This window comes from Ancylobacter vacuolatus, assembly GCF_030813595.1.
GTDB classification, from domain to species: Bacteria; Pseudomonadota; Alphaproteobacteria; order Rhizobiales; family Xanthobacteraceae; genus Ancylobacter; species Ancylobacter vacuolatus.
In genome coordinates this window covers 633310-658621 of record NZ_JAUSUH010000002.1, presented here as the reverse complement: position 1 = coordinate 658621, position 25312 = coordinate 633310, and the positions used below count along the sequence as shown (strand labels likewise).

The 25312-nt window shown below is 68.7% G+C and carries 27 protein-coding genes; 12 read left to right on the top strand and 15 right to left on the bottom strand.

Annotated elements, in window-relative coordinates:
* The first annotated feature begins 168 nt into the window (after positions 1–168).
* Positions 169–693, top strand: coding sequence for a translation initiation factor IF-3 (gene infC, locus J2S76_RS07065; RefSeq protein WP_018388620.1), 525 nt, complete (start codon positions 169–171; stop codon positions 691–693).
* A 171-nt stretch (positions 694–864) separates the two neighbouring features.
* Here the strand turns inward: infC and J2S76_RS07060 are convergent, their stop codons facing one another.
* The 5 genes from J2S76_RS07060 to J2S76_RS07040 all read right to left on the bottom strand — a co-directional run bounded on the left by J2S76_RS07060 (position 865) and on the right by J2S76_RS07040 (position 6144).
* A complete protein-coding gene (locus J2S76_RS07060) occupies positions 865–2214 on the bottom strand; it encodes a bifunctional folylpolyglutamate synthase/dihydrofolate synthase (RefSeq protein WP_307058851.1) in 1350 nt (449 codons plus the stop codon).
* 7 nt (positions 2215–2221) lie between these two features.
* On the bottom strand, positions 2222–3193 hold the full coding sequence (accD, locus tag J2S76_RS07055; RefSeq protein WP_307058848.1) for an acetyl-CoA carboxylase, carboxyltransferase subunit beta: 972 nt from the start codon (positions 3191–3193) through the stop codon (positions 2222–2224).
* 136 nt (positions 3194–3329) lie between these two features.
* A complete protein-coding gene (gene trpA, locus J2S76_RS07050) occupies positions 3330–4169 on the bottom strand; it encodes a tryptophan synthase subunit alpha (RefSeq protein ID WP_307058846.1) in 840 nt (279 codons plus the stop codon).
* Entirely contained in the window at positions 4166–5398 is a 1233-nt protein-coding gene (trpB, locus tag J2S76_RS07045; RefSeq protein WP_307058844.1) for a tryptophan synthase subunit beta, read from the bottom strand. Before trpB ends, trpA begins: the two co-directional genes overlap by 4 nt.
* A complete protein-coding gene (locus J2S76_RS07040) occupies positions 5395–6144 on the bottom strand; it encodes a phosphoribosylanthranilate isomerase (RefSeq protein WP_307058842.1) in 750 nt (249 codons plus the stop codon). Before J2S76_RS07040 ends, trpB begins: the two co-directional genes overlap by 4 nt.
* Before the next feature lie 269 nt (positions 6145–6413).
* Here J2S76_RS07040 and cysP point away from each other — a divergent pair, with 269 nt between their 5' ends.
* From cysP to cysW, 3 genes are all read left to right on the top strand, one after another.
* Entirely contained in the window at positions 6414–7445 is a 1032-nt protein-coding gene (gene cysP / locus J2S76_RS07035) for a thiosulfate ABC transporter substrate-binding protein CysP (RefSeq protein WP_307058839.1), read from the top strand.
* Between the two features lie 259 nt (positions 7446–7704).
* Positions 7705–8526: a sulfate ABC transporter permease subunit CysT gene (gene cysT / locus J2S76_RS07030; RefSeq protein WP_018388612.1), complete on the top strand. Its 822-nt coding sequence runs from the start codon at positions 7705–7707 to the stop codon at positions 8524–8526.
* A 4-nt stretch (positions 8527–8530) separates the two neighbouring features.
* On the top strand, positions 8531–9418 hold the full coding sequence (gene cysW, locus J2S76_RS07025) for a sulfate ABC transporter permease subunit CysW (protein WP_307058837.1): 888 nt from the start codon (positions 8531–8533) through the stop codon (positions 9416–9418).
* A gap of 146 nt (positions 9419–9564) precedes the next feature.
* On the opposite strand, the gene lhpI is transcribed toward cysW, so the two are convergent.
* The 8 genes from lhpI to J2S76_RS06985 form a co-directional block, all read right to left on the bottom strand.
* Positions 9565–10524 (bottom strand): bifunctional Delta(1)-pyrroline-2-carboxylate/Delta(1)-piperideine-2-carboxylate reductase, encoded by a 960-nt coding sequence (gene lhpI, locus J2S76_RS07020; RefSeq protein WP_307058834.1) that lies wholly within the window; start codon positions 10522–10524, stop codon positions 9565–9567.
* Between the two features lie 12 nt (positions 10525–10536).
* Entirely contained in the window at positions 10537–10884 is a 348-nt protein-coding gene (locus J2S76_RS07015; RefSeq protein ID WP_307058831.1) for a lipopolysaccharide assembly protein LapA domain-containing protein, read from the bottom strand.
* Between the two features lie 32 nt (positions 10885–10916).
* The gene (ihfB, locus tag J2S76_RS07010) at positions 10917–11210 is read right to left on the bottom strand and encodes an integration host factor subunit beta (RefSeq protein WP_091439795.1); all 294 of its coding nucleotides are present in this window, start codon (positions 11208–11210) and stop codon (positions 10917–10919) included.
* Positions 11211–11285: 75 nt separating this feature from the next.
* Positions 11286–12266, bottom strand: coding sequence for a signal peptide peptidase SppA (gene sppA / locus J2S76_RS07005; protein ID WP_307058827.1), 981 nt, complete (start codon positions 12264–12266; stop codon positions 11286–11288).
* 119 nt (positions 12267–12385) lie between these two features.
* Positions 12386–13003 (bottom strand): DapH/DapD/GlmU-related protein, encoded by a 618-nt coding sequence (locus tag J2S76_RS07000; protein WP_307058825.1) that lies wholly within the window; start codon positions 13001–13003, stop codon positions 12386–12388.
* 15 nt (positions 13004–13018) lie between these two features.
* On the bottom strand, positions 13019–13762 hold the full coding sequence (locus tag J2S76_RS06995) for a DUF1045 domain-containing protein (protein ID WP_307058822.1): 744 nt from the start codon (positions 13760–13762) through the stop codon (positions 13019–13021).
* A gap of 11 nt (positions 13763–13773) precedes the next feature.
* Positions 13774–14913, bottom strand: a complete 1140-nt coding sequence (locus J2S76_RS06990; protein WP_307058820.1) for an alpha-D-ribose 1-methylphosphonate 5-triphosphate diphosphatase — start codon at positions 14911–14913, stop codon at positions 13774–13776.
* A gap of 64 nt (positions 14914–14977) precedes the next feature.
* Positions 14978–16603, bottom strand: coding sequence for a gamma-glutamyltransferase family protein (locus tag J2S76_RS06985; protein WP_307058818.1), 1626 nt, complete (start codon positions 16601–16603; stop codon positions 14978–14980).
* 100 nt (positions 16604–16703) lie between these two features.
* On the opposite strand from J2S76_RS06985, the gene J2S76_RS06980 reads away from it, so the two are divergent.
* The 3 genes from J2S76_RS06980 to J2S76_RS06970 all read left to right on the top strand — a co-directional run bounded on the left by J2S76_RS06980 (position 16704) and on the right by J2S76_RS06970 (position 19403).
* Complete coding sequence (locus J2S76_RS06980) at positions 16704–16943, top strand: hypothetical protein (RefSeq protein WP_018388602.1); 240 nt, start codon at positions 16704–16706, stop codon at positions 16941–16943.
* A 610-nt stretch (positions 16944–17553) separates the two neighbouring features.
* Entirely contained in the window at positions 17554–18684 is a 1131-nt protein-coding gene (locus J2S76_RS06975) for a type III PLP-dependent enzyme (RefSeq protein WP_307058816.1), read from the top strand.
* Between the two features lie 122 nt (positions 18685–18806).
* Positions 18807–19403, top strand: a complete 597-nt coding sequence (locus J2S76_RS06970; RefSeq protein ID WP_307058815.1) for a GNAT family N-acetyltransferase — start codon at positions 18807–18809, stop codon at positions 19401–19403.
* A 150-nt stretch (positions 19404–19553) separates the two neighbouring features.
* Here J2S76_RS06970 and J2S76_RS06965 read toward each other — a convergent pair whose 3' ends face one another.
* Positions 19554–19970 carry an Ohr family peroxiredoxin gene (locus J2S76_RS06965; RefSeq protein ID WP_018388599.1) on the bottom strand — a complete coding sequence of 139 codons (417 nt, stop codon included), beginning with the start codon at positions 19968–19970 and terminating at the stop codon, positions 19554–19556.
* A gap of 243 nt (positions 19971–20213) precedes the next feature.
* Between J2S76_RS06965 and ygfZ the strand changes: the two genes are divergently transcribed.
* The 4 genes from ygfZ to J2S76_RS06945 all read left to right on the top strand — a co-directional run bounded on the left by ygfZ (position 20214) and on the right by J2S76_RS06945 (position 22884).
* On the top strand, positions 20214–21062 hold the full coding sequence (gene ygfZ, locus J2S76_RS06960) for a CAF17-like 4Fe-4S cluster assembly/insertion protein YgfZ (protein ID WP_307058812.1): 849 nt from the start codon (positions 20214–20216) through the stop codon (positions 21060–21062).
* Entirely contained in the window at positions 21059–21643 is a 585-nt protein-coding gene (locus J2S76_RS06955; protein WP_307058810.1) for a DNA-3-methyladenine glycosylase I, read from the top strand. The genes ygfZ and J2S76_RS06955 overlap by 4 nt, the downstream gene beginning before the upstream one ends.
* A 69-nt stretch (positions 21644–21712) precedes the next feature.
* Positions 21713–22381 carry a YfbR-like 5'-deoxynucleotidase gene (locus tag J2S76_RS06950; RefSeq protein ID WP_370874703.1) on the top strand — a complete coding sequence of 223 codons (669 nt, stop codon included), beginning with the start codon at positions 21713–21715 and terminating at the stop codon, positions 22379–22381.
* On the top strand, positions 22378–22884 hold the full coding sequence (locus J2S76_RS06945; protein WP_307058808.1) for a tyrosine phosphatase family protein: 507 nt from the start codon (positions 22378–22380) through the stop codon (positions 22882–22884). The genes J2S76_RS06950 and J2S76_RS06945 overlap by 4 nt, the downstream gene beginning before the upstream one ends.
* 200 nt (positions 22885–23084) lie before the next feature.
* Here J2S76_RS06945 and J2S76_RS06940 read toward each other — a convergent pair whose 3' ends face one another.
* Positions 23085–23762 carry a L,D-transpeptidase gene (locus J2S76_RS06940; RefSeq protein WP_307058806.1) on the bottom strand — a complete coding sequence of 226 codons (678 nt, stop codon included), beginning with the start codon at positions 23760–23762 and terminating at the stop codon, positions 23085–23087.
* A gap of 305 nt (positions 23763–24067) precedes the next feature.
* Between J2S76_RS06940 and J2S76_RS06935 the strand changes: the two genes are divergently transcribed.
* Complete coding sequence (locus J2S76_RS06935; protein WP_307058804.1) at positions 24068–25306, top strand: MFS transporter; 1239 nt, start codon at positions 24068–24070, stop codon at positions 25304–25306.
* Positions 25307–25312 lie beyond the last annotated feature (6 nt).

The following is a 25312-nucleotide window of genomic DNA, read 5'->3' as shown; positions in this document are numbered from 1 at the left end:
CGTAATTACATGCGATCGCGGCCGTCACGCCGTTGACTTCTGTCGGGTTTGTCACGATCTTCTGCGACCGTTTTACGCGCGCGGAAATCAGCCGGCCGGCGACCTTCGAGGCGCGGTGAAAACGCCACTATCTGAAATGGCAGAGGAGAAGACGCCATTCGTCGCCCCATGAGACCCGTCGCGCCGGAAAAGGACGGTCCGCGCGTCAACGAAGACATCCGCATCCGCGAAGTTCAGCTCATCGATCAGGAGGGGCAGAACCTCGGTGTCGTGCTCACGCGCGACGCGATCGCGATGGCGCAGGAGGCCGGTCTCGATCTCGTCGAGATCGCCCCGAATTCGGCGCCGCCGGTCTGCAAGATTCTCGACTATGGCCGGTTCAAATACCAGAACCAGAAGAAGGCCAACGAGGCGCGCAAGAAGCAGCACGTTGTCGAGATCAAGGAAATCAAGCTGCGCCCCGGCATCGACACCCATGATTATGAGGTGAAGATGAAGTCCATCCACCGCTTCTTCGAGGAAGGCGACAAGGTGAAGATCACCCTGCGCTTCCGCGGTCGCGAGATGGCGCATCAGGAGCTGGGCTACAAGCTGCTCAACAAGGTCAAGGAAGAGCTGGCGACCATTGCCAAGGTCGAGGCCGAGCCCTCGCTCGAAGGCCGCCAGATGATCATGGTGCTGGCGCCGCGCTGACGCGCGCCGGCCGTTCGATCACGCGCGTCATCCCCGGGCCCTGGCCCGGGGATCCACGTCTTCCTTCACGAACCAATCCGCTGATGGCCGGGTGATGCCCGGCCATGACGCAGGGTTATGCCGTATGCCCCGGATGGTGCGCGGCCAAGGATCCCGCGCGAAACCCACAGCTCAATCCGGCAGCGCGCCGTTCTCGCCCAGGACGGCGCCGGCGAGATAGAGCGAGCCGGCAATCAGCACCCGTGGCGCGGCGCCGACCGGAAAGGCTGACAGCCCCTCCAGCGCGACGGCGACGCTCGGGGCGGTCGAGGCATCAAGACCATAGGCCCGTGCCGCTTCCGCCAGGGCTTCCGGCGGCGCGCCCTTGTGCTCGCCGGGCACCGGCACGGCCACCAGCTCGCGGGCCAAGCCGGCGAAGGGCGCGAGGAAGGCGTCCGCGTCCTTGTTGCCGAGCATGCCGACAATCAGCACCAGCGGCCGCGACACCCGGTCTTCCAGATCGGCCAGCGCGGCGGCGAGCGCCTGCCCACCGGCGGCGTTGTGGCCACCGTCGAGCCAGATGTCGACGCCTTCCGGTGCCCGCTGGGTGAGCGGGCCGGGACCGAGACGCTGCAGCCGTGCCGGCCATTGTGCCGACCGCATCCCCTCCTCGAAGGCGTGCGCCGGCAGGCCGAGATTGGCCACCCGCAGCGCCTCCACCGCGAGACCGGCATTGCCGATCTGGTGCGGTCCGACAAGGCGCGGGCGCGGCAGGTCCATCAGGCCGGCCTCGTCGGCGACGACCAACCGGCCGCCCTCCTCATGCGCCTGATAATGCTCACCCATCACCGAGAGCGGCACGCCGAGCCGGGCGGCCTGCCGCTCGATCACTGCCAGCGCCTCGCGCGGCTGATGGCCGAGCACGGCCGGCACGCCGCGCTTGAGGATACCGGCCTTCTCGCCGGCGATTTCGGCCACCGTCTCGCCGAGGAAATCCACATGGTCGATCGAGACCGGGGTGATGACGCTCACCAGCGGCTTGTCGATCACATTGGTAGCGTCGAGGCGACCGCCGAGGCCCACCTCCAGCAGCAATATGTCAGCGGGCACCTCGGCGAACAGCAGCATCGCCGCCGCGGTGGTGATCTCGAAAAAGGTGATCGGCTCGCCGCCATTGGCTTCTTCCGCCCGCGCCAGCGCCTGCGTGAGCCGGGCATCGTCGACCAGCCTGCCGGCGAGGCGAATGCGCTCGTTGAAGCGCACCAGATGCGGCGAGGTGTAGACATGCACCCGCTTGCCGGCGGCTTCCAGAATCGCCCGCATAAAGGCGACTGTGGAGCCCTTGCCATTGGTGCCGGCGACATGGATCACCGGCGGCAGCCGGTGCTCGGGATGGCCGAGCCGGTCGAGCAACCGCCACATGCGGTCGAGCGACAGGTCGATCAGCTTCGGGTGCAGCGCCAGCAGGCGGTCGAAAATGGCATCCACCGGCCGCAGCGACCCCTCGATGGGGCCGGGGCCGGCGGCGGGAAGCGCGGTCATGGCTGCCTCAGGCGCTCGTGGGCGCGGCACTTTTGGGCGCGGGGGCCGGCAGTGCCGGGGCCTCGCCCGACGCCGCTTCCTCGGACGACTTTGCCAGCGGCGCCTTGGGTTGATCGGCAAGGGGGGCGGGCGCCGGGGCCCGCATCAGCAGGCGGCACAGCCGGGCGAGGGTGGCGCGCATCTCGTGGCGATGCACCACAAGGTCGATCATGCCGTGGTCGCGCAGATACTCGGCCCGCTGGAAGCCCTCGGGCAGCTTCTCGCGAATGGTCTGTTCAATGACGCGCGGGCCGGCAAAGCCGATCAGCGCGCCCGGCTCGGCGATCTGGATGTCGCCCAGCATGGCGTAGGAGGCGGTGACGCCGCCGGTGGTCGGGTTGGTCAGCACCACGATATAGGGGCGCTTGGCCTCGCGCAGCTCCTGGATGGCGCAGGTGGTGCGCGGCATCTGCATCAGCGAGAGGATGCCTTCCTGCATCCGCGCGCCGCCGGAGGAAGCGAACATGATGAAGGGCGTGCCGCGCGAGGCGGCGGTCTCAAGGCCGGTGACGATGGCCTCGCCCGCGGCCATACCGAGCGAGCCGCCCATGAAGCCGAAATCCTGCACCGCCACGGTGACGGGCAGGCCTTCCAGCTTGCCATAGCCGACCTTCACCGCGTCCTGCGCGCCGGTCTTGGCGCGGGCGTCCTTCAGCCGGTCGACATAGCGCTTCTCGTCGCGGAACTTCAGCGGGTCGATGGCGACCGCCGGCAGCGCGATATCGTACCATTTTCCGCCGTCGAACACCGAGCGCAGGCGAGCGGCGGGGTCCATCCGCATGTGAAAGCCGGAACCGGGGACGACGTGGAGATTCGCCTCCAGATCCTTGTGGAACACCATCTGCCCGGTCTCCGGGCACTTTACCCAGAGATTTTCCGGCACTTCCCGGCGGTTCAGGAAGGAGCTCAGCTTGGGGACGACGTTCGAGATCCAGTTCAACGGTCGGGCTCCGGACGGTGGCGCGGCGGCTCGCGACAGGGTTTTCCTGCCGCCGGCCGCCCCTCATCTAATGCCGCAGAAGGGCGATGAAAAGGCGCAACAGCGATTCCGCCGCTCGCCTTGCGTGCGCCCCGGCCTATTCCGCCGCCTGGCGGCGCACGCCGCGCACCGCCTCGGCCAGCCTGCTGACGAGGTCGGTGACGGCGGGAAGCGTCGCCGGCGTCGCGCGGTCCTCGCTGTCGAGCGTGGCGCGCAGCGCGTCGATCAGCGCCGAGCCGACCACCACGCCATCGGCATTGGCGGCGATGGCGGCGGCGCTCTCGGGCGTCTTCACCCCGAAGCCGACGGCGACGGGCAGCGCGGTGTGGCGCTTGATCCGCGTCACCGCCGTGCCGACGGCGGTTGGATCGGCCTGCGCCATGCCTGTTATGCCGGTGATGGAGACGTAGTAGACGAAGCCCGCCGTATGCTTGAGCACGGCTGGCAGGCGCTTGTCGTCGGTGGTCGGGGTCGCGAGACGGATGAAGTCGAGCCCGGCCGCCAGCGCCGGCAGGCACAGCTCGTTATCCTCTTCCGGCGGCAGGTCGACCACCACGAGGCCGTCGACGCCGGCCGCCTTGGCGTCGGCGAGGAACCGCTCGACGCCATAGACATAGACCGGGTTGTAATAGCCCATCAGCACCACGGGGGTGGTGTCGTCGCCGGCGCGGAAGGTCTTCACCATCGCGAGCGTCTTGGCCAACGTCTGCCCTGCGGCCAGCGCGCGCAGCCCCGCCGCCTGGATCGCCGGGCCGTCGGCCATCGGATCAGTGAAGGGCACGCCGAATTCGATGATGTCGGCGCCCGCCGCCGGAAGGGCCTTCAGCAGGGCGAGCGAGGTGTCGAAATCGGGGTCACCGGCGGTGACGAAGGTGACGAGCGCGGCGCGCCCCTCGGCGGCGCAGGCGCGGAAGCGCGTCTCGATGCGGGTGCTCATAGGCTCGTTCCCAGAATGTCCGCCACCTGCGGGATGTCCTTGTCGCCACGGCCGGAGAGGTTGACCACCATCAGATGGTCTTCCGGCAGGGTCGGGGCGAGATCGGCGACCTTGGCCAGCGCATGCGCCGGCTCCAGCGCCGGAATGATGCCCTCAAGCTTCGCCACCAGCTGGAAGGCGGCCAGCGCCTCGTCATCGGTGGCGGAGATATAGGTGGCGCGGCCGGTGTCGTGCAGCCACGAATGTTCCGGGCCGATGCCGGGATAGTCGAGGCCGGCGGAGATCGAATGCGCCTCGGCGATCTGGCCGTCGCCGTCCATCAGAAGATAGGTGCGGTTGCCGTGCAGCACGCCGGGGCGCCCGCCGGTGAGCGAGGCGGCGTGCTGGCCTGAGGGAATGCCGTGGCCGGCGGCCTCGACGCCGAAGATCTGCACGCTCGGGTCGTCGAGGAAGGGGTGGAACAGGCCCATGGCGTTGGAGCCGCCGCCGATGCAGGCGATCAGGCTGTCCGGCAGGCGGCCTTCCATCTCCAGCATCTGCTCGCGGGTCTCGGTGCCGATGATGCTCTGGAAGTCACGGACCATCGCCGGGTAGGGATGCGGGCCGGCTACCGTGCCGATGCAGTAGAAGGTGTCGCTGACATTGGTCACCCAGTCGCGCAGCGCCTCGTTCATCGCGTCCTTAAGCGTCTTCGAGCCGGACTGCACCGGCACCACGCTGGCGCCGAGCATCTTCATGCGAAAAACGTTCGGTGCCTGCCGGGCGACGTCGACGGCGCCCATATAGACGACGCATTCGAGGCCGTAGCGGGCGCACAGCGTGGCGGTGGCGACACCGTGCTGGCCCGCGCCCGTCTCGGCGATGATCCGCTTCTTGCCCATGCGGCGGGCGAGCAGGATCTGGCCAAGGACGTTGTTCACCTTGTGCGAGCCGGTGTGGTTCAGCTCCTCGCGCTTGAAATAGATCTTGGCGCCCATACCCGGAGCTGCGCCGGCGCGCAGATACTCGGTCAGGCGCTCGGCGTAATAGAGCGGGCTGGGGCGGCCGACATAGTGCTTCAGCCCGGCATCCATCTCCGCCTTGTAGGCGGGATCGGCCTTGGCCTCATTATAGGCCGTCTCCAGATCGAGGATCAGCGGCATGAGCGTTTCGGCAACGAAACGACCGCCGAAGAGGCCGAAATGCCCGTTGTCGTCGGGGCCGGTGCGGAAGGAGTTGGGAGCGTTCACGACGGGCTCGTCTCTCTGGCAGGTGAAGGCGGCGTCGGCTTGGCGCCGATGGCGGTGGCGCCGGCGGGTGTGTCGCCCGAGGGCCGGCGGGCCCCACCTTCCGCCTCGGCCGCCCGCGCGGCGCGCAGGAAGGCTTCGATGCGGGACGGGTCCTTGATGCCGGGTCCACGTTCGACACCGGAGGATACGTCCAGACCGGGCGGATGGATGAGCCGCACCGCGTTCGCGACGTTTTCCGGGTCGAGCCCGCCTGACAGCATAAAGGGCCGGGCGAGGTCAAGGCCGGCGAGAAGGTTCCAGTCGAAGGTCACGCCATTGCCACCGGGCAGCACGGCGCCCCGGGGCGGCTTGGCGTCGAGCAGCAGCCGGTCCGCCACCGATTCATAGGCGGCCAGCGCGGCAAGGTCCTCGCGGCCGGCGATACCGAGCGCCTTCATCACAGGCAGGCCGAAGCGCGCCTTGATGGCGGCGACGCGCGCCGGGGTCTCGCGGCCGTGCAGCTGGAGCATGCCGGGACGCAGCGCGTCGAGAATGGCGGCGAGCGCGGCATCATCGGCATCGACGGTGAGCGCGACAATCTGCGCCCGCCCGCGCGCCTGGGCACCGAGGACGGCGGCGGTGGCGAAGTCCACATGGCGCGGCGAGGGGGCGAAGAACACCATGCCCACCATGTCCGCACCCGCACCGAGCGCCGCTTCCAGCGTCTCGGCGGTGCTGAGCCCGCAGATTTTGATCTCAAGCGACACGGACGCCTCCTGGAAGAGAGCCACCTAGCACGGAACCGGCCATTGAGGCGAGGGTGTCGCCGACGGCGGGACAGAAGGGCGCCGACATTGGCGGGGTATCCTTGCCGCGAATGTGAAATGGCAGGGCAGCGGGGTTGAAATTACCCCTTCCGTGACGACATCCCGCATGCTACTCACGTTTGACTGTGAAATTATTAAATTCACGACTCTATGATGTATTTGCTGGCCGCGACCCCGGCCGCGCCCTGTTCCGACCGTGGAGACTGCCCATGCGCCCCTCGCGCCGCCTGATCCTGACCTCGGCCCTCGCCGCCGCGCTCGCGCCCCTCGCCTTCGCCGCCATCGCGCCGCAGGCCCGCGCCGCTGAGCCGAACCAGATCCTCAACGCCTCCTATGACGTCGCCCGCGAGTTGTTCGAGGCTGAGAACAAGCAGTTCGAGCCGGCCTACAAGGCGAAGACCGGCAAGGAGATCAAGGTCAACCAGAGCCATGCCGGCACCTCCAAGCAGGCGCGCTCCATCGTCGAGGGCCTTGAGGCCGACGTGGTGACCTTCAACCAGATCACCGACATCACCTTCCTCGCCGACAAGGGCTATGTGGCCAAGGACTGGCAGACCCGCCTGCCCAACGGCTCCTCACCCTGGTACTCGTTCCCCGCCTTCCTCGTGCGCGAGGGCAATCCGAAGAACGTGAAGAACTGGGACGATCTTGTCCGCGACGACGTGAAGCTGGTGTTCCCCAACCCGAAGACCTCGGGCAATGCCCGCTACACCTATCTCGCCGCCTATGCCTTCGCGCTGGAGAAGTTCAACGGCGACGTCGCCAAGGCTGACGCCTTCGCCAAGAAGCTGCTCTCCAATGTCGTGGTGTTCGACACTGGCGGGCGCGGCGCCACCACCTCCTTCGTCGAGCGCGAGCAGGGCGACGTGCTCATCACCTTCGAGGCCGAGGTGATCGGCGTGAAGGACGCCTATAAGGACAAGAACTTCCAGGTCGTGGTGCCCGAGGTGAGCCTGCTCGCCGAGTTCCCGGTCGCGGTGGTGGACAAGGTGGTCGACAAGCGCGGCTCGCGCCAGGTCGCCACCGACTACCTGACCTATCTCTATTCGCCGGAAGGCCAGAAGATCGCCGCCGAGCTCAACAACCGCGTCGTCGACCCCAAGGTGGCGGAAGAGTTCAAGGCCAAGTTCGCTCCCGTCCGCCTCGTCAAGGTCGAGGACGTGTTCGGCGGCTGGGCCAACGCCCAGAAGACCCACTTCGCCTCCGGCGGCAAGCTCGACGAGCTGTTCGTCGCGCAGTAGGCGACGGCGCACCCCCCTTGTCATCCCGGCCAAGCGAAGCGCAGAGCCGGGATCGCGCGAAGGGAATGAGTGTCGACGTCATCCCGGATATTGCCTGACGGCAATTCCGGGATGACGTGCCGGAAGCGGCAGAAGGCCTGTCCACGCTGGACATTCATGTTGAATTGCGGCAATGGCCGGGCGTGTCCCGGCCAACTCCGTTCTGGAGTTTTCCCGCTCCCCGTTCGCGAACGGGGGCCCAGACGCAAGGAGCCGCCCGTTGAACCGCGTCATACCGGGCCTTCCGCTCTCGCTCGGCATCACCGTGCTCTATCTCAGCCTGATCGTGCTGCTGCCGCTCGGCGCGCTGGTCTGGCAGGCGCTGGATGTCGGCTGGGAGCGCTACCTCGCCATCATGAGCGGGGCGCGCACCATGGCGGCCTTCCGCATCACCCTGTCCACTGCGGCGCTGGCCACGCTGTTCAACTGCATTTACGGGCTGGCGCTGGCCTGGGTACTGGTGCGCTACGAGTTCCCCGGCAAGCGCTATCTCGACGCGCTGGTCGACGTGCCCTTCGCCCTGCCCACCGCCGTGGCGGGCCTCGCCCTCTCGGCGCTGTTCGCCAAGAATGGCTGGTTCGGCGGGCCGTTGGCGCAGATCGGCATCGAGGTCGCCTACACTCCGCTCGGCATCGCCATGGCCATGGCCTTCACCTCCATTCCCTTCGTGGTGCGGACCGTGCAGCCGGTGCTGGAGGACCTTGCTGCCGATGTCGAGGAAGCCGCCGCCACGCTCGGCGCGTCGGATCTGCGCATCTTCGCCCGCATCATCTTCCCCGCCATCCTGCCGGCCTTCCTCACCGGTGCCTCGCTCGGCTTCGCCCGCTCGCTGGGCGAGTTCGGCGCCATCATCTTCATCGCCGGCAATCTGCCGCTGAAGACCGAGGTGGTGTCGCTGCTCACCTTCATCCGCATCGAGGAATATGACTACCCGGCCGCCGCCGCCATTGCCGCGACGCTGCTCGGCTTCGCCTTCGTCATGCTGTTCCTGGTCAATATGATCCAGCTCTGGCAGCAGCGCCGCATCGGCACGGGGGACTGACACCATGGCCCGCGAACCGCTTCCTCCCGCCAACGCTCATCCGCCCCGCCGCATCCGCGTCGGCGATGGCCCGCTGGCGCGTTTCCTGCTGATCGGCACCGTGCTGCTCGTCACCGCGCTGGTGCTGGTGGCACCGCTGCTGGCGATCTTCGCCGAGGCGTTCCGGCACGGCATGGGCGCCTATGCCGCCTCCTTCGCCGCGCCGGACACGCAATATGCCATCGGTCTCACCCTGTTCACCGCGCTGATCGTGGTGCCGATCAATGTCGGCTTCGGCATCGCCGCCGCCTGGTGCATCGCCAAGTTCCGCTTCACCGGCCGCAATTTGCTGGTGGCGCTGGTCGAGCTGCCCTTCTCAATCTCGCCGATCATCGCCGGCGTCGCCTATCTCTTCGTTTATGGCGCGCAGGGGCTGCTCGGACCCTGGCTGGCCGAACACGACATCAAGATCATGTTCGCCGTGCCGGCCATCATCCTCGCCAGCCTGTTCGTCACCGCTCCCTTCGTGGCGCGCGAGCTGATCCCCCTGATGATCGCTCAAGGGTCGGAGGAAGAGGAGGCGGCGGTGACGCTGGGGGCGGGGGGCTGGCGCATATTGCGTCTCGTCACCCTGCCCAATGTGCGCTTCGCCCTGCTCTATGGCGCGGCGCTGTGCAATGCGCGGGTGATGGGCGAGTTCGGCGCCGTCTCGGTGGTGGCGGGCAATATTCGCGGCCAGACCAACACGCTGCCGCTGCAAATCGAGCTGCTCTACCAGGACAACAATGCAGTGGCCGCCTTCGCGGTGGCAACGCTGCTGACCCTCGTGGCGCTGGTCACGCTGGTGGCCAAGGCGATCATCGAGCGGCTCGACGCGGCGCGGGTGAAGGCGCAGGGCAAGCCGGGACATTGAGCGCGCCGCCCGGCGTGCTTCGAGGCCTTGCAGGCGGTGCCTCAGCATGACGAGGCTCTATCCAAAAACAGGCGGTTCTTCATCCTGAGGTGCCCGGCCCCTGGCCGGGCCTCGAAGGCCGCAGGCCGCCGATGGGCTCCGGCCCGTCAGCCCTTCAGCGCCTTCCACACCAGCTCGGCGGCGGCGAGGTCTTCAATCGCGGTGCCGACCGACTTGAACAGGGTGATCTCGTCCGCGCTGCCGCGCCCCTTCGCGGTGCCGGCGGTCAGCTCGAACAGGTCGCCCTGTATGGCGTCCGCCGTCAATACGCCGCTGGCGAGCGGGATGACGATGTCGCCCGCTTCCTTGCCGGCACCGGCGCGGGTGTCGACATAAACGCGCGAGCGACGGATCGCCTCGTCATCGGCCTCGCGCATGATCGGCGTGAAGCCGCCGACGAGGTCCACATGCTGGCCGGGTTCGAGGTAGCGCCCCTCGACGAGCGGCTGCGGCGAGAGCGTGGCGGAGGTGACGATGTCGGCCCCCGCAATGGCGGCGCCACGATCGGCCTCGGCGCTCGCGTCGAAGCCCTCGCTGCGCAGGATCTCCGCCAGTGCCTCGGCCTTGGCGAGCGTGCGGTTCCACACCGCGATGGAGCGGATCGGCCGCACGCTGGCATGGGCGCGGGCGAGATAGGGGGCCAGCGCCCCGGCCCCGATCAGCGCCAACCGGCTGGCATCCTCGCGGGCGAGGTAGCGGGCGGCGAGCGCGGAAGCGGCGGCGGTGCGCCAGACGGTGAGGGCGCGGGCGTCCATCACTGCCAGCGGCTGGCCGGTGGCGCCGGAATTAAGGATGTAGAGCCCAGTGATGCTCTCGATGCCGCGGGCGGCATTGCCGGGAAACACCGTCACCAGCTTGGTGCCGTAGACGTCGTCCTCGGTGCCCGCGCTGGTCCAGGCCGGCATCAGCAGCGCCGTCGCGTCGCCGTCTGGGCGCGCTATTGTGTGATGATGGCGCACCGGCACGGTGATCGAGCGCCGAAAGGCCGCCTCGATGGCGTCGATCAGCGCGGGAAAGGACAACAGCGCGGCGATCTCGCCGGACGAGACGAAACGAAGATCACTCATGGCTGTGTCCGATCAGGCCGCGTCGCGGCGATGGGTGATCACCGGCCGCGCCGCCGGCTCGCGGTTGGCGGCGCGCAGCGCCTCCACCTCGGCATGGGCGGAACGGGCCTCGCGCGCGGAACTGCGGGCGGCCCGGCGGTGGCGACCCTGGCTTAGCCAGGCCGCGACCCCACCCAGCACGACGCCGAGGATCATCGCCGCGAAGACGATGAGGAACAGCGGCACCTCAAGCGACCAGCCCCCCGGCCCCGTCAGCGGGTCGATGACCAGCGACACCGGATGGCGATTGGCCACGGCGAGCATGACAAGCCCTACCGAGACCGGCAGGACGATGAGGATCAGCAGAAGACGACGCAGCACGAATTCTCCCTCGGCAGCCTATTCCAGCAGACCTATTCCAGGTCGACGCCATCATTGAGGCGTTCGCGCATTTCCTTGCCCGTCTTGAAATAGGGCACGGCCTTGCCGTCGACATCCACATGCGCGCCGGTGCGCGGGTTGCGGCCGGTGCGCGCGGGGCGGGCCTTCACCGAGAAGGCGCCGAAGCCACGCAGTTCGACACGATCGCCGCGCGCCAGTGCGGCGACAATTTCATCGAGAATCGCATTCACGATGTTTTCGACATCGCGCTGATAGAGATGCGGATTTGCTTCAGCGATCCGCTGCACAAGTTCGGACTTGATCATCGACGCCCCGGCCCCTTTTTTGTTCGGCTCGTCGGTACTCCAAAAAATTGATATTTTGGAAGCTCTTGGCCCCGTCTAGCCTCCCCGAGGGTGCCAGAGGGCCAGAAGACCGTCAAGGCGGGCCTGCGCTGCGGCCCCACCGGCCGCATCTGCCACGATACGGGCGAGATCTTCAAGCCCGATCAACGACATCAGCTTTATTGAAATACCGTGCAGCCAGCCGAATTCGTCGCCACTGCGGCGGGTATGCCAGTCGCGTACGGGAAGATCCTTATCGATGCCCCGCTCGCGCTCCAGCCAGTCGCGGCCGGTGCGCTCGTCGCCGATCTCGTCGATGAGGCGCAGCGGCAGGGCCTGGTGGCCGGTGAACACCCGGCCGTCGGCGGCGAGGGCCAGCTTGTCGCCCTCCAGCAGGCGGCGTTCGGCCACCAGCCCCTTGAACCAGGCATAGCTGTCCTCGACCAGCGAGCGCACCGCGGCGCGGGCGTCCTCGGTGGGCGGGTCGAACATGTTGGGGGCCGCCTTGAGTGGGCTCGACTTGATCTCCTCATAGGAGATGCCGACATTCTTCATCAGCTCGGCGAAGTTGGGGAACTGGAACAGCACGCCGATCGAGCCGACCAGCGCGTTGCGCGGAGCGACGATGTGGTCCGCCCCCATGGCCGCGATATACGCACCCGACGCCGCCATGCCGTTCACCACCGCGACAATGGGCTTCTTCTCCGCCAGCCGGCGCAGCGCGTCATAGAGCGCGGCCGAACCGACCACCGTGCCGCCGGGGCTGTCGATCGAAAGGATCACCGCCTTGGCGCCGGACTTGCCGATGGCTTCCAGCATCTCGATCCGCTCGCGCTCATTGCGGATGATGCCGCCAATGGTGACGCGGGCGACATGTGCCGAGGCACGCGGCAGCACCGCGCCATCGCTCCACCAGGCAAAGGCGCCGAGCCCGCCGAGCAGCACCACCAGCAGCGCAAAGACCCGCCAGAAAGCGAGCTTGCGCCGCAGCCGGCGGCGGGCGAGCACCTCGTCGACATCCAGTGCGCTTGCGGCCATCGCGTCCTCCTACTCCAAGGCCAAGGCGTAGCGGCGGAGCGGGACCGGCGCAAGGGCGGGGCGCCGCGCCATCCCGGAGGGGCGCCGTGAGAGCCGGGATGGCGCCGGGGGCGTCAGGCCTACCCGCCGTGCTTTTCCAGAAAGGCCTCGACCGGCAGCGCGCGGAAATCGTCCAGCGCGGCCCTCAGGCGGGCATGGTCCCAGTCCCACCAGGCCAGCTTCTGCAGGCGTTCGGCGATGACGGGCGGGAAGCGCTCGCGCACCGGCTTGGCCGGCACGCCGGCGACGATGGTGTAAGGCGCGACGTCCTTCGTCACCACCGCGCCGGCGGCGATCACCGCGCCATCGCCGATGGCACGGCCCGGCAGGACGATGGCGCCATGGCCGATCCACACATCATGGCCGATGGTCACGCCCTGCGCCCGCCGCCAGGCAAAGAAGTCCGGCTCGTCCTGCGCATCGTCGAAATAGGCCGAGGCGCGGTAGGTGAAATGCGACTGGCTCGCCCGCTGCATCGGGTGGTTGCCCGGGTTGATCCGGGTCATGGCGGCGATGGAGGTGAAGCGGCCGATGCGGGTGTAGGCGATGTCCGAATCGTTGACCACGTAGGAATAATCGCCCAACTCCACTTCCAGCAGCTGGGTGCGCGGGCCGACCTCGGTGTAGCGACCCAGCGTCGAGCGCGTGACCTCGGCGGTGGGGTCGACGGTCGGCACCGGGCCGAGCTTGAGCGCCATGGTCGTGTCTCCGCCTCAGCTGCCGAAGGGAAAGCGGGCGATCAGCCGGAACGGGCCGGCCTCCTGCCGATAGAGTGCGATCTCGCGCACGATCAGCGGCCCGTCGGCGCCGCTGGCGGCGAAATGCTCGGAAAGCTCCGCCTCTGCCAGCGCCCGCTCCTCATCGTCCAGCGTACCGGTCAGCGTCATGTGGAAGCGGAAATCGTCCAGCACATAGGGGTAGCCCCAGCGGGCGAGATATTCCTGCTGGCGTGGCGTGAGGGGCGCCCGCAGGCGCTTCTCGCGCTCGGCCTCGCTCATCGGGGCACGGAAATCGTCGAGCGCGGCCACCGTGCCGGCGGCCAGCCGGTCCAGCGCGGCGCTGGGTGCAGCGAGCCGCAGGGCGAGGAAGCGGCCGATGCTGGCCAGTTTCACCCCGGGCGAGGCGAAGCCGGCGCGGTTCTCGGCAAAGCGGGCGCAGGCGGCCCGCAGCTCGTCCTCGCTGCGGCCGGGCGCGAGGCGGAAGGGCGCCTTCAGCGTGCCGTGGAAGCCGTAGCGGCGCGGTTCGGCGGTGATCTCGCGCCAGCGCGCGGCATCGAAACGCCGCAACGCCAGCGGTGCAGGCTCCGTGCCGGTCTCCGCGTCATAGCCGAGCGCAGCGGAGCCGAAGCGCCAGAGCGGGCTCTGCGCCGGCGGGGCGAAATAGAGCGCATAGCGCGGCGTCGTCGGCCGGGTGGCGGCGAGTTCGTTGGGAAGCGCGGCGTTCGGCACGGCGGACACGAGCGGGCCCCTCAAAAGACACGCCGGCCGGCGACAAAGACATCGTCGATCCGGGGCGTATCGTCGGCGAGGCGGAAGCGCACCAGATCGGCCCGCAGGCCCGCCTCCAGCCGGCCGCGATCCTCCAGCCGGGCGAGCCGGGCGGGGGCTGAGGTGACGAGGGCCAGTGCGTCAGGAAGGGTGAGGCCGGCGGTGCGGGTCAGCGCAAGCGCCGCCTGCAGAAGGCTCGCCGGCACATAGTCCGAGGCGAGAGCGTCGAGCAGCCCTTCACGCGCGAGGTCGCGCATCGACACGCCGCCGGCATGCGAGCCGCCGCGCACGACGTTTGGCGCGCCGCCAATAGTGGCGAGGCCGCTGTCGCGGGCGGCGCGGGCGGCTTCCATCGTGGTCGGAAATTCGGAAATGGTGCAGCCCGCCGCCACCGCCTCGTCGACATGGGCGGGGGTGGTGTCGTCATGGCTCGACAGCACGAGGCCGGACGAGGCGAACAGCGCCACCATCCGGCTGTAATTGTCGGCGACGGCACCGCGCGCGCGCTCGATGCGGTCGGCCACCTCGGCGTCGATATCGCCACCACTCTTACCGATGCCGGTAAGATAGACCTTGAGATGCTCGACATTGCGCCACTGGCGGGTGCCGGGCGTGTGGTCCATCAGCGAGGCGAGGGCCAGTGTCGGCCGCCCGAGCGCGACGTCGACAAGGTCGGGCAGGGTGCGGTCCGTCAGCTCGCAGCGCAGATGGACGCGGTGGTCTACGCGGAACAGGTCGCGCTCGACGCCGGAATCGACCGCGTCCAGCATGATCTCATACAGCGCCCGCCGGTCCGCCTTGGCCTGGTCGAAGCCGCCGGCGCAGATCGCGTCATAGACGGTGGTGACACCCGAGGCGGCCATCTGCGCGTCATGCGCCAGCGCGGCGGCGCGGGCATCCGGCCAGATCACCTTCGGGCGCGGGACGAAATGGCCTTCCAGCGCGTCGGTGTGCAGGTCGATCAGCCCGGGCGCGAGATAGGCACCCTCGCAATCGATGGCGGCGGAAAGGTGCGAGCGGCCTTCGTCGATCGCGCGGATGCGCCCGTCCGAATGGACCAGCGTGCCATCGACGACGCGGTCTTCCAGGACAAGGCGGGCATTGGTGAGAATCACGTCCATGGCGGCGCGTCTCGCATGTTGTTGTGACCGTTCGATGAAGTCGCGTAGGGGCAGATACGCCTGTTCACACCCCGCTTGCGCCGCCGTCCGAGCGCGGATCATGCGCGCCCTCCAGCCCCGCCTTGCCGGGATGCAGAATGACCGCCCCGGCATGGCCCATCATGTCGGGGAACGATTCAGGGATGATCTCGACATCGTGACCGGCGGAGGCAAGCTGTTCGGCAATCGCTTCGTCGATTCCCGCCTCGATCTGCAGCCCTGCCCTCAGCCGCCAGCGCGGCGCGGCGATGGCGGCGCCGAGCGGCATGCCGAACAGATAGCGGCTGAGCACCGCGGCATCGGTCTGTGGCTGGCCCTCGCCGCCGCTGGCGCCGAAAGCGATGACGCGCCCATCCGCCAGCAGCGCCAGGCCGGGGCTGAGCGCCAGCGGCGGCCGGCGGCCGGGCTGCAGTGGATTGAGAGCGCGCGGATCAAGGGAGAAGGCGGCGCCGCGATTATGCATCAGGACGCCGGTCGAGGGCAGCACGAGGCCGGCGCCGAAGGTCGAATGCAGCGACTGGAGATAGGACACCATGACGCCGCTCTTGTCCGCCGCGCCGATCCACGCCGCGCCGCCAGACGTGGCGAAAGGCGTGGCGAAAGGCGTGCTCCCCCTTCCGGCGCCCTGCGGCCAGGGCAAAGTACGCTTTGGGTCGATCGCCGCCACCTCGCGCGCCAGCGCCTCCGGGGTGAGGAAATCGGCGGGGTCGGGGCTGAGGACAGTCGGCTCGGTGATCGCCGCGGCGCCGATCCGCACGGCGCGCTTGCCGGCCTCGATCAGCCCGTGCAGATGGGCGGCGCTCTCTACCCTTGTGATGCCGAGTCGGGCGAAAAGCGCGAGGGTCAGCAGCATCGTCAGTCCCTGTGCGGGCGGCGGCGCGGCCCACAGCGCCATGTCCGGCAGCTTCAGCGTGAGCGGCCGACGGGTGAGGGCGCGATAGACCCGCAGGTCCGTGCGCGTCACCGGGCTGCCGGCGCGCGCCAGATCGGCGGCGACCTCGCGCGCGACCTCCCCACGGTAGAAATCGTCGAGCCCGGCGCGGGCGAGCTGCGCCAGCGTGTCGGCCAGCCGCTCGCAGTGCTGCACCGTTCCCACTGCCGGCGCCTTGCCATCGGGCTCGAGGAAGGAGGCGCGGAAACCGGGAATGGCGTCGAGCTCGGCGCGCGACTCAAGGGTCGCGCGGTGCTGCGAGGGCGAGACGGAGATGCCGACGCGGGCGTGCTCGATCGCCGATTCGAGCAGCCGCCGCGCCGGCATGCGGCCGCCAAAGGCGCTGGCGGCTTCCTGCGCCAGCAACCAGCCACCCACCTGCCCCGGCACGGTGAGCGCGGCGAGCGGGCCGCGCGCGGGGATCTCGTCATGGCCGCGCTCGTGGTAGAACGAGGCCAGCGCCTCCTCGCCGGCCGGACCGGCGGCGTCGATGCACGCGACGCGCCCGCGCGGGTCGCGAATCAGCCACAGGCCGTCGCCGCCGAGCTGGTTCACCTGCGGGCAGACCACGGCCAGGGTCGCGGCGGCGGCGAGCGCCGCCTCCACCGCATTGCCGCCCTCTTCCAGCACCGCACGGCCGGCCTCGGTCGCCTGCCAATGAGGGGTGGCGACCATGCCGGAGCCGGCGCGCGTGCTCTCGTAAACCCGATCGTGAGCCATTTCGCACTCCACATGCGCCCCCGCCGAAGGCGTCGCCGCTTGACCCGCGCCGCCGGGCATAGCAGGTTGCGCCGCGCCGAAGTAGACGGATTGGGACGAGATGAGCACGGGCCGACGCATTCGCTGGGACAATGTCAGCACGGTGGGAAGCGCCGCCATCCTGCTGGGCGCCGAGCTCATCGGGGCCGGCCTTGCCGCCGGCTGGGCCCTTGCCGCCCTTTTCGAGGCCAGCTGGGTGTGGGAGCTCATCTTCGAGGGCGCCTTCGGCCTTCTCGCCCTCTACGGCATCTATCGCTTCGTGATGAAGGCAAAGTCTATCGAGCCTTTTGTCGAAGGCTGAGGCGCGCCCGCTTCTGCGCCTCCTGTTGCCCGCGCAAGCCAAGCGCCGGCCCTGCGCTACCGCCTGATCGGCAAGCATGCCGATATTTCGGGCGTATGCGATGAAAACTGCAAAACCCGCTTGCATATGACGGCGTAGATCCCTATATCCCGCCTTGCCCAATATTCGCACGTGCCTGTGGTCGCGTGCCGATCGGCGGAAGTCCGGACAAGAGGCCGGAAAGTCGCCAGTCAGATCGGTAGCCGGAGGCGAAACCGGCGCACCTCGCTCTCAGCGGGGAACGTGACTTGAAGCAACGACGTACGGGCTTTTTTGGTCTCTGTCGGCCCTCCAAAGGTCGGGAAACTGAAGAGGCACTACTTCTTGCCGGGCGTGCGGTCGGGTTTCCCGTACCAAGCGAAGGCATTTGACGACGCTGGCGCTCTCCACATGCGCACAGCGGCGCTCTGATGCCACGGCTCCATTCCAAACGACCGAGCGGCACGCGCCGCACGGTCGGCGGACGGGTGCGCATTCCTGCCATCAACGCGGCCCATTGGCGCCGCGGGCGGGTGTTCGCATCCACATGTCCGCTTCATCTGGATCGAAGCTTCGGGTTGTGGAGACTGACATGACCGACCGTATTCGCGAATTCCTGCGCACCCGTCGTGAAGATGGCCCCTGCGTCGTCGTCGATCTCGACGTGGTCCGCACCAATTATGCCGCCTTCGCCCGGGCGCTGCCGGACACCCGCGTCTTCTACGCGGTGAAGGCGAACCCGGATGCGGCGATCCTTTCCGCTCTGGCCGAGATGGGCTCCTGCTTCGACTGCGCCTCCGTGGCCGAGATCCAGATGGTTCTCGCCGCCGGCGCCACGGCGGACCGCATCTCCTTCGGCAACACCATCAAGAAGGAGCGCGACATTGCGCGCGCCTTCCAGCTGGGCGTGCGCCTGTTCGCGGTCGATTCCACCGAGGAAGTCGAGAAGATCGCCCGCGTCGCCGCCGGCTCCAAGGTGTTCTGCCGCATCCTGTGCGACGGTGCCGGCGCCGAATGGCCGCTCTCGCGCAAGTTCGGCTGCGAGCCCGACATGGCCGTCGACGTGCTGGAGCATGCCCACCGGCTCGGGCTGGAGGCGCATGGCGTCTCCTTCCACGTCGGTTCGCAGCAGAAGAATGTCGAGGCCTGGGATTCGGCTCTGGCGTCGGCTAGCGCTATCTTCCGCGCCTGCGCCGAGCGCGGCATTTCTCTCTCGCTGGTCAATCTCGGCGGCGGCTTCCCGGCCAAGTACCTGCAGGACGTGCCGGCGGCGGAAGCCTATGGCGAGGCGATCTTCCGCGCCTTGTCCCGGCATTTCGGCAACGCCATCCCGCAGACCATCATCGAGCCGGGCCGCGGCATGGTCGGCGCTGCCGGCCTCATCGAGGCCGAGGTGGTGCTGATCTCGAAGAAGTCGGACACCGATTCGGTGCGCTGGGTCTATCTCGACATCGGCAAGTTCGGCGGCCTCGCCGAGACGATGGACGAGGCGATCCGCTACCCCATCGTGACGGCGCGCGACGGCGACGCGGTGGAGCCCTGCGTGCTCGCCGGCCCGACCTGCGATTCGGCCGATGTGCTCTACGAGAAGACCCCGGTCATGCTGCCGGTGTCGCTCGCCATCGGCGACAAGGTGCTGATCGAGGCCACCGGCGCCTACACCACCACCTATTCGGCGGTGGCGTTCAACGGCTTCGACCCGCTGCGATCCTATGTGATCTGAGCGGGCCGCGCCCCGCTCTCGTCATCCCGGACGCCGCGGCGATCCGGGATCGCTGGCCGACGACCGATTTCACAATTCCCTGTCCCTCTTTGCCCGGCGATCCCGGGTGTTGGAGGCCGCCAATGACCACCCTTGCGCTCGCCACTGCCGCCCCCGCCATTTCGCTCGAGACGCCGGCCGACATCGCCCAGCGCGAGGCCCTGCTCGACCTCGCCTTCGGCCGCGCCGCCCGCCTCGCCAAGACCAGCGAGCGCCTGCGCGAAGGCCGCAAGCCGGCCGAAGGCCTCGCCTTCGCCTCGCACGGCCCGGACGGGCGCGTGGTGGCAACGCTGCGCCTGTGGCATGTGACCGCCGGCCCCGCCCGCCCGGCACTGCTGCTCGGCCCGCTGGCGGTGCATCCGTGGTTCCGCGACCGGGGCCTCGGCGCGGCGCTGATGAACACCGCCATCTGCGAGGCGACCCGGCTCGGCCATGGCGCCATCCTGCTGGTCGGAGATGCGCCCTATTATGCCCGCTTCGGCTTCGATGTCGGGCTGACGGAAGGGCTGTGGCTGCCCGGCGCGTTCGACCGCAGCCGCTTTCTCGGGCTGGAGCTGCGCCCCGGTGTGCTGAAGGGCGCGCGCGGGCTAGTCAGCCCCACCGGCGCGCCGGTGGAACTGCCGAGCCTGCGCGAACTGGTGGCGCAAGGCGGCACGGGCGAACTGCGCCGCTCGGCGTGAGCGGGGGCCGGCACGTCCGGCCCTTTACCGTCCCGGCAGGAGGCGAAGCCGGAGAGCCTAGACCGTCTTCAGAACCACGAACGACATGCGATCCCGGATCGGCCTAGGGCCGTCCGGGATGACATTGTTATAGCGGTACTCGCAGGGAGGTCACCCCACGCTGAGTTCGACCGGGATATTGCCGCGCGTGGCCTTGGAGTAGGGGCACATCTGGTGCGCCGCCTCCAGCACCTCCTCGGTCTGCTCGGGCGTCAGCGCCGGCGCCTTCAGCGAAAGTTTGGCGGCGAGGCTGAAGCCGTCATCGCCCTTCACCAGCGACACCGCGACGGTGACGGCGGCGCCGGTCACGTCAAGCTTCTTCTGGTGGCCGACGGCCTCGACCGCCGAGCCGAAGCAGGCGGCATAGCCGGCGGCGAACAGGTGCTCAGGCGTCGTCTTGCCGGAATCGAGCACGCCGTTCTTCGGCATGCCGAGATCGACGGACACCGAGCCGTCGCTGGTCTGGGAATGGCCGCCCCGGCCGCCAATGGCGGTGGCGGTGCCGGTGAAGAGAACGGTGCCGGACATGGAAATCTCCCTTGCGAAATGGTGGGGGCTGGAACGGGGCAGCCCGTCCTGAAGATGGGGCGCCGACGTCGGCGGGCAACCGCGCCGGCGAAAATGCCTTGCGGATCCACACGGCGATGAACGCGCATGCCGGCGCGACCTGTTCCCGTTTCGTTTCTTTGCGCTTGCCCGATCGCCCGGCGCGTCGTACCTCTCGGGCAACCCGCCCGCACCGCCGGGCACCCCAGTTCGGAGCGCGCCTCCATGCCGATCGCGATCCTGAAGGAGCGTGCCGTCGCCCGCATCGCCGGGGCCGACGCCACCCATTTCCTTGACAATCTTCTCACCGCCCGCACCCCCGCGCCCGGCGCGGCGCGCTATGCCGCGCTGCTCGCCCCGCAGGGCAAGATCGTCGCCGACATGATCGTGCTGACGACCGAGGGCGGCTTCCGCCTCGACATTCCCCGCGCTGTGGCGCCCGACCTTCTCAAGCGGCTGCAGCTCTACCGGCTGCGGGCCAAGGTGGAGATCGGCCTGCTCGACGACCTCACCGTCGCGGTCGCCTGGGGTGGGGCGGAACCGCTGATCGACACGCTTTCCTATGACGACCCGCGCTTGCCGGCGCTCGGCCGGCGCTTCCTGTTGCCAGCCGCCGAGGCGGCGCAGATCGCCATGGTTCCGGAGGCGGAATGGCATGCCCACCGCATCGGCCTCGGCGTGCCGGAGGGCGGGCAGGATTTCCTCTATGGCGACGCCTTTCCGCACGAGGCCGACATGGACCAGCTCGGCGGCATCGATTTCGACAAGGGCTGCTATGTCGGGCAGGAAATCGTCAGCCGCATGCAGCATCGCGGCACGGCGCGCACCCGCATCATCCCGCTCGCTCTGTGCGGACCGCCGCCGGCCGAGGGCACGCCGATCACCGCCGGCGGCAAGAGCATCGGCCGTATCGGCTCGGGCGTCGACGGGCGGGCGCTGGCGCTGGTGCGGCTCGACCGGCTGGAGGAGGCCCGCGCCGCCGGCCAGCTCATTGAGGCGGACGGCACGGCGCTGGTGCCCGAGCGCCCCGGCTGGGCGCGCTTTGCCATTCCGGGCACGGAGAATGCACCGTGAAGGTCCACACCCATGAAGACGGGCTGACCCGCTGCGCCTGGTGCGGCACCGATCCGCTTTATGTCGCCTATCACGACACCGAATGGGGCGTGCCGGAATATGACGACCGCGCCTTGTTCGAGAAACTGATCCTTGACGGCTTCCAGGCCGGCCTCGCCTGGATCACCATATTGCGCAAGCGCGAGGGTTTTCGCGCCGCGTTCGACGGCTTCCAGCCGGAGATCATCGCCCGCTACACGCCTGAAAAGGTCGAGGCGCTGATGCAGGATGCGGGCATCGTGCGCAACCGCTCCAAGATCGAATCGACCATCCGCTCGGCGCAGGTCTGGCTCGACATCCAGGAGCGCGGGCCGGGCTTCTCAACGCTGCTCTGGGACATTAACGGCCCGGTGCTCGACAATCGCCGCGCGCCCGGTGATCCCGCTCTCGTCACCTCGCCGGTGGCGATCGCCATGTCGAAGGAGTTGAAGAAGCGCGGCTTCAATTTCGTCGGCCCGACCATCGTCTATGCCTTCATGCAGGCGGTGGGCATGGTGGACGATCATGCCGTCACCTGCCACCGCCACGGCGCGCGGGCCTGAGGCCGGCACCATGCAGGCCGCGCCACGGCTGCACCTGATACGACCGAACCTGATACGACCGAACCTGCCATGAGCGAACCTGTCAAAGCCCTGCCCCGCACTCCCGCAAGCCTCCCCCTGGCGGCCGCAAAGCCCCTGCGCGCGTGGCAGCGCATGCTGTCGGGGCGGCGGCTCGACCTGATCAATCCCTCGCCGCTCGACATCGAGATCGAGGACATCGCCCATGGCCTTGCCCGCGTCGCCCGCTGGAACGGCCAGACGCGCGGCGAGCACATTTTCTCCGTCGCGCAGCATTCGGTGCTGGTCGAGCTGCTCGCCCGCCGGCAGGCGGCACTGCGCGGGGCTGATATCGACCGGCGCTGGCGGCTCGCCATGCTGTTGCACGACGCGCCGGAATATGTGGTCGGCGACATGATCAGCCCCTTCAAGGCGGTGATCGGGGGCGACTACAAGGCAGTGGAAGCACGGCTGCTGGCGGCGGTGAGCCTGCGCTTCGGCCTGCCGCCGCACTGGCCGGCCACTCTGGTGGCACGGGTCAAGGCGGCCGACCGCGCCAGCGCGTTCCTGGAGGCGACCCGGCTCGCCGGCTTCGAGATCGCGGAAGCGCGGCGCTTTTTCGGCACGCCCTGCCCGCTCGACAGCGCGGACGAGCGCGACTACCTAACTCCCTGGAGCGCGGATGAGGCGAAGGCGCGCTTTCTCGCCCGCTTTCAGGAACTGGTCGCGGAGGCCCCATGATCCACGTCTGCCCGCTCTCGCGTCTCGCAGAGACCGTCACCCGCACCGGCGCCGAGCATGTGCTGAGCGTGATCAACATTGCGACGCCGGTAACGCTGCCGCCCACGGTGCTGCGCGAGAATCATCTCTTCGTCGGCTTCAACGACATTCTCGCCCCGCAGGACGGGCTGGTGCACCCCTCGATCGAGCATGTCGAGGCGATCCTCGGCTTCGCGCGCCGCTGGCCGCGGCAGGCGCCGCTGGTGGTGCACTGCTATCTCGGCGTCAGCCGCTCCACCGCCTCGGCCTATATCGCCGCCTGCGCATTGGAGCCCGAGCGCGACGAGGCGGAGATCGCCCACGCCTTGCGTGCCGCCTCCCCTATCGCCACGCCGAACGCGCTGCTGGTCGCGATCGCCGATTCCGCGCTCGGCCGTCAGGGCCGCATGAGCGCCGCCATCGCCGCCATCGGCCGGGGCCGCGAGGCGATGGAGAATGAACCGTTCGAGATCAGGCTGGGGTGAAGCGGGGCCGCAGGCGGGTTCACTCCGGCCGGTATGCTCGGCCTTGGCCGCCTTCTCGCCGTCATCCCTGGGCTCGACCCGGGGATCCACCACTTTAGCGCAGGGCCAGGCGAAAGACGTGGATGCCCGGGCCGAGCCCGGGCATGACGTTGTACTGACCGAAAGGCGCCGCGAGCGCGTGGGCCTCTCGCCCGTCCGGCTCAGCCGACCGGCACACCGGTGGCGGGCAGCACGATGACGCGGGTGCCGGTGGGCACGCGGCGGTACAGGTCGATAATGTCCTGATTGATGAAGCGCACGCAGCCCGACGATACCTGCGTGCCGATGGTCCAGGGCTCGGTGGTGCCGTGCAGGCGGTAATAGGTGTCGCGCCCGTCCTTGTAGAGATAGAGCGCGCGGGGGCCCAGCGGGTTGGTCGGCCCGCCCGGCAGGCCGCCGGCATAGGGGCCGTAGCGCTCGGGCTCGCGGGCGATCATCGCCGGGGTGGGCGTCCAGCCCGGCCACGACGCCTTGCGGGCGACGACGCCTTCGCCGCGAAAATTGAAACCTTCCTCGCGCCCGACGCCGACGCCGTAGCGCAGCGCCCTTCCATTGGCCATGACGAGATAGGCGAAGCGCTCATTGGGATCGACGACGATCGTGCCCGGCTGGTAGCGCGTCGGATAGGCCACTTCCTGGCGCAGGAAGCGCGGGTCGATCTGCGTGAGGTCAACCGCCGGCACCGGGAAGGGCTCGTCGGTGATCGCGGCATACATGCGCAGATAGTGCGGGTCCATCGCCGGCGGCAGGACGCGGCTCGTCATCGGCTCGCGCGTGGTGGCGCAGCCGGCGAGGGCGAACGGCGAGGCAAGGAGAAAAAGGCGTCGGTCGAGAAGCATGGGGGGCGCACGCGGAAGGAAGGAGGTGGGGAACGGTGAAATGCGGCAATGATCCTCACCTACAGGCGAAGCATGGCAAAGTTCGTGAACCAGCCGATCACGGGCGTGTCACTGGCCGCTATTGCGCGGAGGTGTGGCGCGGCGGCCTCACTGCGGCAGTATCGAGCCACCTCGGACAGCAAAGCCTCCCCACTTTCATCAGTTTTGCTGATACTCATCCTGAAATTTATTCGTTTTCCATCCGGGACGGCCCAGCGCTAGCCTGAACGCCCAAGGCAGCCCGCCGCGCCGATTCGAGGCCTCCAATGTCCGCCCTCACCGACGCTCCCCGGCCCAGCCTCGCAGCCCGCGCGCCGCTGCTAATCGTGCTGTGCGGCTGCCTGATCGCCATGCTCAGTTTCGGCCCGCGTGCGTCCTCCGGCCTCTTCATGCTGCCGATGACAGGCGAATATGGCTGGGGCCGCGACACATTCGGCCTCGCCATTGCCCTCCAGAACCTGATCTGGGGCATAGGCACCCCCTTTGCCGGCGCGGTCGCCGATCGCTTCGGGGTGACGCGAGTGCTGTGGCTCGGGGCGGCGCTCTATGCCGCCGGCCTGGTGCTGATGGCCTATTCGGCGACGCCCGGAATGCTGCACCTGTCCGCCGGCGTGCTGGTGGGCTTCGGCCTTTCGGGCTGCTCGTTCAACATCGTCATCGCCGCCTTCGGCAAGATGCTGCCGGAGAAGTGGCGCCCGCTCTCCTTTGGCGCCGGCACGGCGGCCGGCTCCTTCGGCCAGTTCCTGTTTCCCCCGCTGGCGGCGGGGCTCAACACCACCATTGGCTGGCACCAGACGCTGCTCGTGTTCGGCCTCGCCATGCTGCTGATCATGCCGCTGGCGCTGGCGCTGGCGGGCGCGCCTCCCGCCACGAAGGCGGGGGAGCGCCAGCAGTCGATCGGCGCCGCGCTGGGAGAGGCCTTCCGCCATCCCAGCTATGTGCTGCTGGTGCTCGGCTTCTTCACCTGCGGCTTCCAGCTCGCTTTTGTGACCACCCATCTGCCGGCCTATCTGATGGACCGCGGCCTCTCCATCGCCGTGGGCGGCTGGACGCTGGCGGCGATCGGGCTGGCCAACATGGCCGGCTCGCTCGGCTCGGGCTGGCTGTCGAGCCGCATGCCCCGCCGCTATCTGCTGGCGGCGATCTATTTTGCCCGTGGACTTGCCATCATCGCTTTCGTCCTTCTGCCGGCGAACCCGGTGACGGCGATCGGCTTCGGCATCGTGCTCGGCCTTTTGTGGCTCTCCACCGTGCCGCCGACCTCGGGACTGGTGATGCTGATGTTCGGCACCCGCTATCTCGCCATGCTCTACGGCTTCGCCTTCTTCAGCCACCAGGTGGGCGGCTTCCTCGGCGTCTGGCTGGGCGGGCTGCTCTATGAGCGCCTCGGTTCCTATGATTTCGTCTGGTGGCTATCGGTGGCGCTCAGCTTCGCCTCTGCCGCCATCAACCTGCCGATCGTCGAAAAGCCGGTGGCGCGGGCGGCGCTGCCAGCGGCAGGCTGAAGGGCG